Source organism: Gemmata sp., assembly GCF_051859125.1.
Classification (GTDB): Bacteria; Planctomycetota; Planctomycetia; order Gemmatales; family Gemmataceae; genus Gemmata.
This window is the reverse complement of the sequence record NZ_JBHYGG010000140.1, coordinates 1-8,175: the sequence shown is the minus strand read 5'-3', so window position 1 is coordinate 8,175 and position 8,175 is coordinate 1. Positions and strand designations below refer to the sequence as shown.

The window sequence follows — 8,175 nt, the reverse complement described above, 5'->3', positions numbered from 1 at the left end:
GAGAGGTCGCGACGAGGCTCTGCGAGTCGCGGGTGAGGGGGCACGCGACACCACCTCACCAACTACGCGGAACCATTCCGCCACCGCTTCTCAAGCGTAACCCGTGGTATTCGCCTCCCCCTGGTGGGGAAGTTCTCTCCGCGTCTTCGAGGAGCGGGGGGACGTCCCTGAGCGCGTGATGCCTTCCCCCCACCCGGCTCGCCGAGCTTCGCCACCCTCCCCCACAAAGTGGGAGGGCAAGAGTGCGCCACAGTTACCGATCACACGGATTCGGTATCACCCCTTCCCCCCCGCCAGCACCTGTTCCAGGTCCGGCAGGTTGACCGGCTTGACCAGGTGCCCGTCGCACCCCGCCTCGCGCGACCGCTCCCGGTCGTTCTCCTGCCCCCACCCGGTGAGCGCGACGATCGTGATCCCGCGGCCCCACGGCTGCTCGCGGATCCGGCGGGTCGCGTCCAGCCCGTTGAGCCGGGGCATCCCGACGTCCATGAGGATCACCTCGGGGCGGAACGCGGCGGCCGCCGCGACCGCCTCCAGGCCGTCGTGCGCCGTGCGGACCTCGTGGCCGCACAGGAGGAGCATCTGGGACAGGGACTCGGCCCCGTCGCGGTTGTCGTCCACCACGAGCACCCGGCGGGCCGCGCCCGGCCCGTGCGGGGCGTCGTCGGGGGCCGGTTCCGGGGCCGCGGGCGGCTCGAGGGCCGGCAGGGTGACGGTGAACTCGCTGCCCCGCCCCTGCCCCTCGCTCCGCGCCGCGACGGTGCCGCCGTGCATCTCGACCAGGCCCTTCACCAGCGCCAGCCCGATGCCGAGCCCGCCGGTGCTGCGCTCGGTCGACCGGTCCACCTGGGAGAACATGTCGAAGACCCGGGGCAGCGCCTCGGCGGGGATGCCGATGCCGGTGTCCCGCACCGTGACGGCCACGGCCCCGGCGCGGGGCTCGGCCGCCAGCCAGATCCGCCCGCCCCGCTCGGTGTACTTGGCGCTGTTGGTGAGCAGGTTCGAGAGCACCTGCGAGAGCCGGGTCAGGTCGGCGTCGAGGAGCACCGGCCGGGGCGGGAGCGAAACGACCAGCTCGTGCCCCGCCTCCTCGATGCCGGGCCGGGCGGTCTCCACCGCGCTGCTCACGACGTCCGCCAGCGCCACCCGGGTGCGGCGCAGCTCCATCTTGTGGCGGCCGATGCGGGACACGTCGAGCAGGTCGTCGATCATCCGCACCATGTGCGCGAGCTGCCGGTCCATCATCTTCTGTGCCCGGTCCCGGGCCGCCCGGTCGTCCGACAGGCGGAGCACCTGGAGCCCGTTGCGGATGGGCGCGAGGGGGTTCCGCAGCTCGTGGGCCAGCAGCGCGATGAAGTCGTCCTTCTTCCGGTCGGCCTCGCGGAGAGCGTCCTCGGCCTCCTTCTGGTCCGTCACGTCCAGGTAGGCCCCGATCAGGAGCGCTGGGCGCCGGGCCGGGCCGGCCCCGTCGAACAGGGCGCGGCCGCGGACCCGGAGCCACCGCACCGCGCCGCCGACCCGCACGATCCGCTGCTCGACCTCGAACACGCCCGGCCCGGCCGGGTCGAGGGCGGCCCCCACGTGCCGCAGCACCGCGTCCCGGTCGGCCGGGTGGAAGTGGGTCTGGACCCGCGCGAACGTGGTGCGGGTGTCGGCCCACCCGTAGATGTCCCGCCCGGGCTCGTTGACCGTCACCGCGTCGGTCGCCAGGTCGACCTCGAACGTCCCCATCCGCGCGATGGCGACCGCCAGTTGGAGCCGCTCGTCGCGCTCGCGGAGGGCCGCCTCGGCCCGCATCCGCTCGGTCAGGTCCACCCCGTGGGCCAGGACCCCCGACACCGCCCCGCCCGCGTCCCGCACCGGCTGGTAGACGAACTCGAGGACCCGCTCCTCCAGCCGCCCGCCCCGCAGGAGCGAGACCCGGGCGTCGGTGCCGACGAACGGCTCCCCGGTCCGGTACACCGCGTCGAGGACCTCGAAGAAGCCCTGGCCCGCGACCTCCGGCAGCGCCTCGCGCACGGGCCGGCCGATGATGTCGCGCCCGCCGACGAGTTCGAGGTACCGGTCGTTGGCCCGCTCGAACACGTGGTCCGGGCCGCGGACCACGCACATGAACGACGGGGCCCGCTGGAACACGTCGGCCAGGCGGCCCCGCTCGGCCTCGACCTCGCGGAGCAGCCGCTCCCGCTCGGCCTCGGCCCGCTTCCGGTCGGTGACGTCGGTGAACAGGACCGCGACGGTCCGGCTCCCGGGGCCGCCCGTCCGCGAGGCGAACACGTCGAACCACCGGCCCATGGCCGCCGACCCCTCGACGACCCGGGCGGGCTCTCCGGTCGCGGCCACCCGCCCGTAGAGCTCGACCCACCGGTCCTCCAGGCCGGGCACGAGCTCGCGGGCCGTCCGCCCGACGGGGCGGGCCAGCCCGGTCTGCCGCTCGAACACCGGGTTGGCTTCGAGGAACCGGTAGTCGGTCGCCGCCGGGCCGTCGAACAGCACCTCGACGACGCAGAACCCCTGGTCGATGGAGGTGAACAGGGCCCGGTACCGCTCCTCCGACGCGCGGACGGCGTCCTCGGCCCGCTTCTTCTCGGTCGCGTCCCGGAACACCTTGCCGAACCCGCGGAGCTCCCCGCCCGGGCCGCGGAAGCCGACCGTGACCCCCTCGGCGAAGAACCGCGTCCCGTCCTTGCGCTGGTGCCACCGCGTGTTCTCGGACCGCCCGGTCGCGGCCGCCCGGTCCGTCTCGGCCACCGGCACCCCGGCGGCGCGGTCCTCGGGGGTGAAGATGACGGCCACGGGCCGCCCCAGCGCCTCGTCGGCCCGCCACCCGGTGATCCGCTCGGCCCCGCCCAGCCACTCGACGGCCCGGTCGTCCGGGTCGGAGATGATGACCGCGTAGTCGGTCGCGTTCTCGAGGAACAACTGGAGCCGCTCGTCCCGCTCCCGCAGGGCCGCCTCGGCCCGCTTGCGGGCGGTCACGTCGCGGGTCACGGCGAGCTGGGCGAACCCGCCCCGCGGGGCCGGGAGCGGGACCGCGGTCGACTCCATGTGCCGCCGGGTGCCCCGGAGCCCGACGACGTCGAACTCCAGGGTCCCCCGCTCGCCCCGGCACACGCGCTCGTTGAACGCGGCGAACCGGTCCCGGTCCTCGGGGGCGACGACGCCGTACACGCTCCGGCCGAGGGCCGCCTCGTCCCCCTCGATCATGGCGAGGCCGGCCCTGTTCATCTGGAGCAGGGTGCCGTCCGGGGCGACCAGCTTGACGCACTCCGGGGACGCCTCGACGGTCGCCCGGTACCGGCCCTCGCTCTCCCGCAGGGCGCGGTCCACCCGGGCGCGCTCCAGCGCCTCCCAGCACCGCCCCACGACCGCCGTGATCACCTCGACCTCGGCCGCGGACCAGCGGCGGGGCGCCGCCTGGTGGACCGCCATCGCGGCGGTGAACCGGCCGCCCTTGTGGAGCGGGACGCAGACGACCGCGCGGATGGTCGCGGCCCGGTACGCCGGCAGGTCGGCGGGGCCGACCCGCGGGTCCGCGTCCGCGTCCGCGACGACGAACGGCTCGTTCGCCCGCATCAACCGGTGGTGTTCGGTCCCGAACGCGGCGACGGGCCACCGGCCGACGATGCTCGGCACCCCGCGCGCGTGGTCCCCGGTGATGACGTAGACCGCCTCGTCCTCGACCTCCGCGTACGCGCACCGGTCCGCGCCCAGGTGCTCGGCCAGGAGACGGGACGAGGCCGCCATGATCGCGGCCGGGTCGGTCAGGGCCTGGGTCCGCCCCGCCAGCTCCGACAGGACGCGGTGCCGCCCCTCGCTGTGCCGCAGGGCCTCCTCGGCCGCCTTGCGGGCGGTGACGTCCTGGACCACCCCGATCATCCGGACCAGGCGGCCCGTCTCGTCGTACACCCCGCGGCCGCGGGCCGCCACCCACCGCCCGCTGACGAGCGGGTACTCGATGCCGTAGTCCGCGCGCGAGGCCGCGGCCCGGGCCGCGGCCTCGCGCGCCCGGTCCCGGGAATCGGGGGGCAGGAGCCCGCGGAGCTGCTCCCGGGGGTGCGGGCGGTTCGGGTCGACGGCGTAGATCGCGCCCGCCCGCGCGGACAGGGTCATGGCGTCGGTGGCCGGGTCCCACTCCCACGTGCCCAGCTCGCCCGCGTCCAGCGCCAGCCCCAGGGTCTCGACCAGCCGCACCCGGGCCGCCTCGGCCCGGGTCCGCTCGGTGACGTCCCGGAACACCAGGACGGCCCCCTCGACGGCCCCGCCGGCCCCCCGGATCGGGGCGGCGCTGTCGTCGATGGGCCGCTCGGTGCCGTCCCGGGCAATCAGGACGGTGTGGTTCGCCAGCCCGACGACGACGCCCTCCTGCATCGCCCGGGCCGCCGGGTTCTCGACCGGCCGGCGGGACGACGCGTTGACGATGCGGAACACGGCGTCGAGCGGCCGGCCCGCCGCCTCGGTGGTGCCCCACCCGGTCAGCCCCTCGGCCACCGGGTTCAGGAACGTGACCCGGCCGGCCCCGTCGGTGGCGACCACCGCGTCGCCGATGCTGGACAGCGTCACCCGGTACCGCTCCCGCTCCGCGCGGAGCGCGTCGGCCGCCCGCTCGCGCTCGGCCAAGAGGTCGCGGACCGTGTACTGGCGCGCCCGGTCGCGCAGGGCGGCGCGGACGGTGCTGACGAGCGCCGAGACCGGGACGGGGCGCTTCACCAGCGTCACCGGGCCGACCGACTCCAGCGCCCGCAGCAGGTGCGGGGGGTCCGCCCCGGGCGGGGTGAGGACGATCAGCGGCAGGTCGGACCACGGCGGTTGCGCCTTGAGGGCCGCCGCGAGGCTGTTCGACGCGTCGCCCAGCACGGCCTCGGCGGTGACCAGGGCCGCGCCGGCCCCGCGGCCGATCTCCCGGCACACGTCCGCGATCCCGGCGCACCCGACCGAGCGGACGCCGGCGTCGGCGAGCAGGGCCCGGCTCGCCGCGGCGTCCCGCGCCGTCGGGGCCAGCACGAGCACGCGGCCCCCCAGGTCGTCCGGCCCCCCGTCACTCATCCTTCGGCCCCGCAGTGCCCGGCTCCGGTCCGTGGTACGTGGGCGTGCCGCCGAGGACGCCGTGGAACTCGCGGAGCGGCTCCCCGACCCTGATGCCCGTGGCGCCCAGACTCAACTCGCGGATGGTCCGCTCGTGCGGGCCGGTCCGCTTCTTGACGACGGAGATCGCCTGCCGCACCTCGCCCCGGGCCTCGAAGTACCGGAACAGGACCACCGTGTCGCCCAGGTACGTGGTGTCCACCGGGGTGACCATCTGGCCGACGAGCCCGTGCTGGGCGACCAGGAGGAACGTGACCGCTCCCATGTGCCCGAGGTACGTGAGCAGCTCGTGGAGCTGGGCGTGGAGGAACTTCTCCTCGGGCATCGCGTTCAGGTACCCGTTCAGGCTGTCGATGACGACGACCTTCGCCCCCGGGTTCCCGCCCCCGCCCTCGGCGGCCCGGCGGACCAGGTGGGCGAACTCGCCGGGGGACAGCTCGGCCGTGTCGATCGGGTGGACGGTGATGAGGCCCGCCGCGACGAACTCGGCGATGCCCATGCCGAGCCCCTCGGTCCGCTCGAGGACGGTCTCGATCCGCTCGTCGAACGCGAAGACCACGGCCCGCTCGCCGCGGCCGGCCGCGGCGCGGGCGTACTGCATGGCGAGGGTGGACTTCCCGCACCCGGCCGGGCCGATGAGGACGGCGCTGGTGCCGTACTGGAGCCCGCCGCCGAGGAGGGCGTCCAGCCCGGCGTTGTCGGACCTGAGGAGCCCGCGCTTCGGGCCCCGCGCGTGCTCCCCGGCGACGAGCCGCGGGAACACGTCCAGCCCGCCCCGCTCGATGACGAAGTCGTGGTACCCGCCCCGGTACTTCTGCCCGCGGAGTTTCACCACCCGCAGCCGCCGCCGCTCGGCCCCGTACTCGGGCGAGAGCTGCTCCAGGTTGACGACCCCGTGCGCGATGCTCTGGAGCTGCAGGTCCTCGTCCGCGGCCGTCAGGTCGTCGAGCAGGAACACCGTGCACTCGCGGCCGATGAAGTACTGCTTGAGGGCGAGCACCTGGCGGCGGTACCGCAGGGCGCTCTGGGCCAGCAGCCGCACCTCCGACAGGGAGTCGATCACGACCCGCCGGGGCTTGATGCGGTCGACCTCGGCCAGGACCGCCTTGGTGGTGACGCCGAGTTCCACCTCGGACGGCCGGAACATCGCGTTCTGGTTGTCCGGCTCGAGTTCGGACTCAGGGGCCACGAGTTCCAGGACGTCGATCCCGTCGAGCGACCAGCCGTGCGACCGGGCCACGGCGGCCAGTTCGGCCCGCGTCTCGGACAGGGTCACGTAGAGCACCCGCTCCCCGCGCCGCACGCCCTCCAGGAGGCAGTCCAGTGCCAGCGTGGTTTTGCCGGACCCGGGGTTGCCCTCGACGAGGTACAGGCGGTTGGGCGTGAACCCGCCCCCGAGCACGTCGTCGAGACCGGACACGCCCGTGGCGAGGAGCGGCGGGGGGGTGCCGGTCGGTTCGGGATCGGACATCGGCGTAACCCAGGCGAATAAAGCGAATAAACGAGCGGACCGGCCGCCCCGGTCCCGCCCCCGATGGTCAACTCTGCCGCCCCCGCGGAGTCACCGGCCCCGATCGGGGCGGCGCGGTCCGACCGCCACCGGACCCCCCTATATCGTAGGAGAGCGGGCGGCAGCGGCTCCCGCGAGGGCGGGTGAAGAACACTTCAGCCTCGCGTCGGAATGCAAGTTCCGCGCCAACGCCGGTTCCTTTTCCGTCCGCCCGTCGGCGCGACGCGACTTTCGCCCCGACACAACCCCGCGGCGGACCGGGTCCGCACCCGCCCCGCGGCCGCGCGCCTCGTGGCACCGTGATTGCTCCCCTGCGTGGCGGAGGGAACGTGCGGCGGCAACCCCTCACCCAACGTTACGCTCGGCAGAACGGCACCGCCGACCGCATCCACAGTTCGCGTCCGGCCGGCGACGGGTGCCCGCACCCCTGGGAAGTGCTGCCGCGCGACCTATCGACGTGCGGGCCGCTCTCGGCGGCGACGGATCGTGAGCCGACACGGGGCCTCGAACACCTCCCATGAAGACCACCACCAAACCGCCGCGCGCCGTTCGGGTCGGGTGCGCCGGCTGGGCCGTTCCGAAAGCGTCCGCGGACGCGTTTCCGGCCGCGGGCACCCACCTGTCCCGGTACGCCGGGCGGCTCCCGGCGGTGGAGGTCAACTCCTCCTTCTACCGGCCGCACAAGCCCTCCACCTATGCGAAGTGGGCCGCGTCGGTGCCGGGGGGCTTCCGGTTCGCGGTCAAGGTGCCGAAGGAGGCGACGCACGTGCGGCGGCTGGCCGACCCCGGGGACGTGCTCGACCGGTTCGTCCCGGAAGCGACCGCGCTGGGGGAGAAGCTCGGGCCGCTGCTGGTCCAGCTCCCGCCGAGCCTCGCGTTCGACGCGGGCACCGCGGACCCGTTCTTCGCCGCGCTGCGGGACCGGTTCGACGGGGCCGTGGTGCTCGAGCCCCGGCACGCGACGTGGTTCGAGAGCGGGGCCGAGCGGCTCGCGACCAAGTTCCGCGTGGCGCGAGTCGCCGCGGACCCGGCCGTGGCCGCGGGGGCCTCGGCCCCGGGCGGGTGGGACGGACTGGTGTACTACCGGCTGCACGGGTCGCCGCGGGTGTACTACTCGGCCTACGACGACGAGTACTTGAAGGACCTCGCGACCAAGCTGTCCGGGGCGGCCGAATCGGCCGAGGTGTGGTGCGTCTTCGACAACACGGCCGAGGGCGCGGCGACGGTCAACGCGCTCGACCTGCTCGGCCGCGTCGGGGTGGGCTGAGCGGTGGCGCGGGGAACGCGGCCCGCACCGGCCGCGCGTTGCGGGGAGCGGCCGGTGCGGGCCGCGGCACGAGCGGTCAAGAGTTAGAATTGATGGCCGAACGAACCGCGTGCTTGAGAAGCGGCTCAGGTGGCCCCCCCTCACCCGCCGCGAAGCGCGGCGACCTCGCCCCGTAGGAACGGGGCGAGGTGTTGTCCTGTGCCCACTCAAGCGGGGCGAATGGGCGAGCAATGGAGTAGCACCGGCGCGCCCCACCTCGCCCCCGGTCTCGGGGGAGAGGTCGCGACGAGGCTTTGCGAGTCGCGGGTGAGGG

Annotated in this window: 3 protein-coding genes; 1 reads left to right on the top strand and 2 read right to left on the bottom strand. The window is 74.8% G+C overall.

Annotated elements, in window-relative coordinates:
• Positions 1-276: 276 nt before the first annotated feature.
• A complete protein-coding gene (locus ACTIGN_RS14235) occupies positions 277-5,046 on the bottom strand; it encodes a PAS domain S-box protein (RefSeq protein WP_439624898.1) in 4,770 nt (1,589 codons plus the stop codon).
• On the bottom strand, positions 5,039-6,556 hold the full coding sequence (locus tag ACTIGN_RS14230) for an ATPase domain-containing protein (RefSeq protein WP_439624896.1): 1,518 nt from the start codon (positions 6,554-6,556) through the stop codon (positions 5,039-5,041). Before ACTIGN_RS14230 ends, ACTIGN_RS14235 begins: the two co-directional genes overlap by 8 nt.
• Positions 6,557-7,112: 556 nt before the next feature.
• On the opposite strand from ACTIGN_RS14230, the gene ACTIGN_RS14225 reads away from it, so the two are divergent.
• Positions 7,113-7,862 (top strand): DUF72 domain-containing protein, encoded by a 750-nt coding sequence (locus tag ACTIGN_RS14225; protein WP_439624894.1) that lies wholly within the window; start codon positions 7,113-7,115, stop codon positions 7,860-7,862.
• Positions 7,863-8,175: the final 313 nt, after the last annotated feature.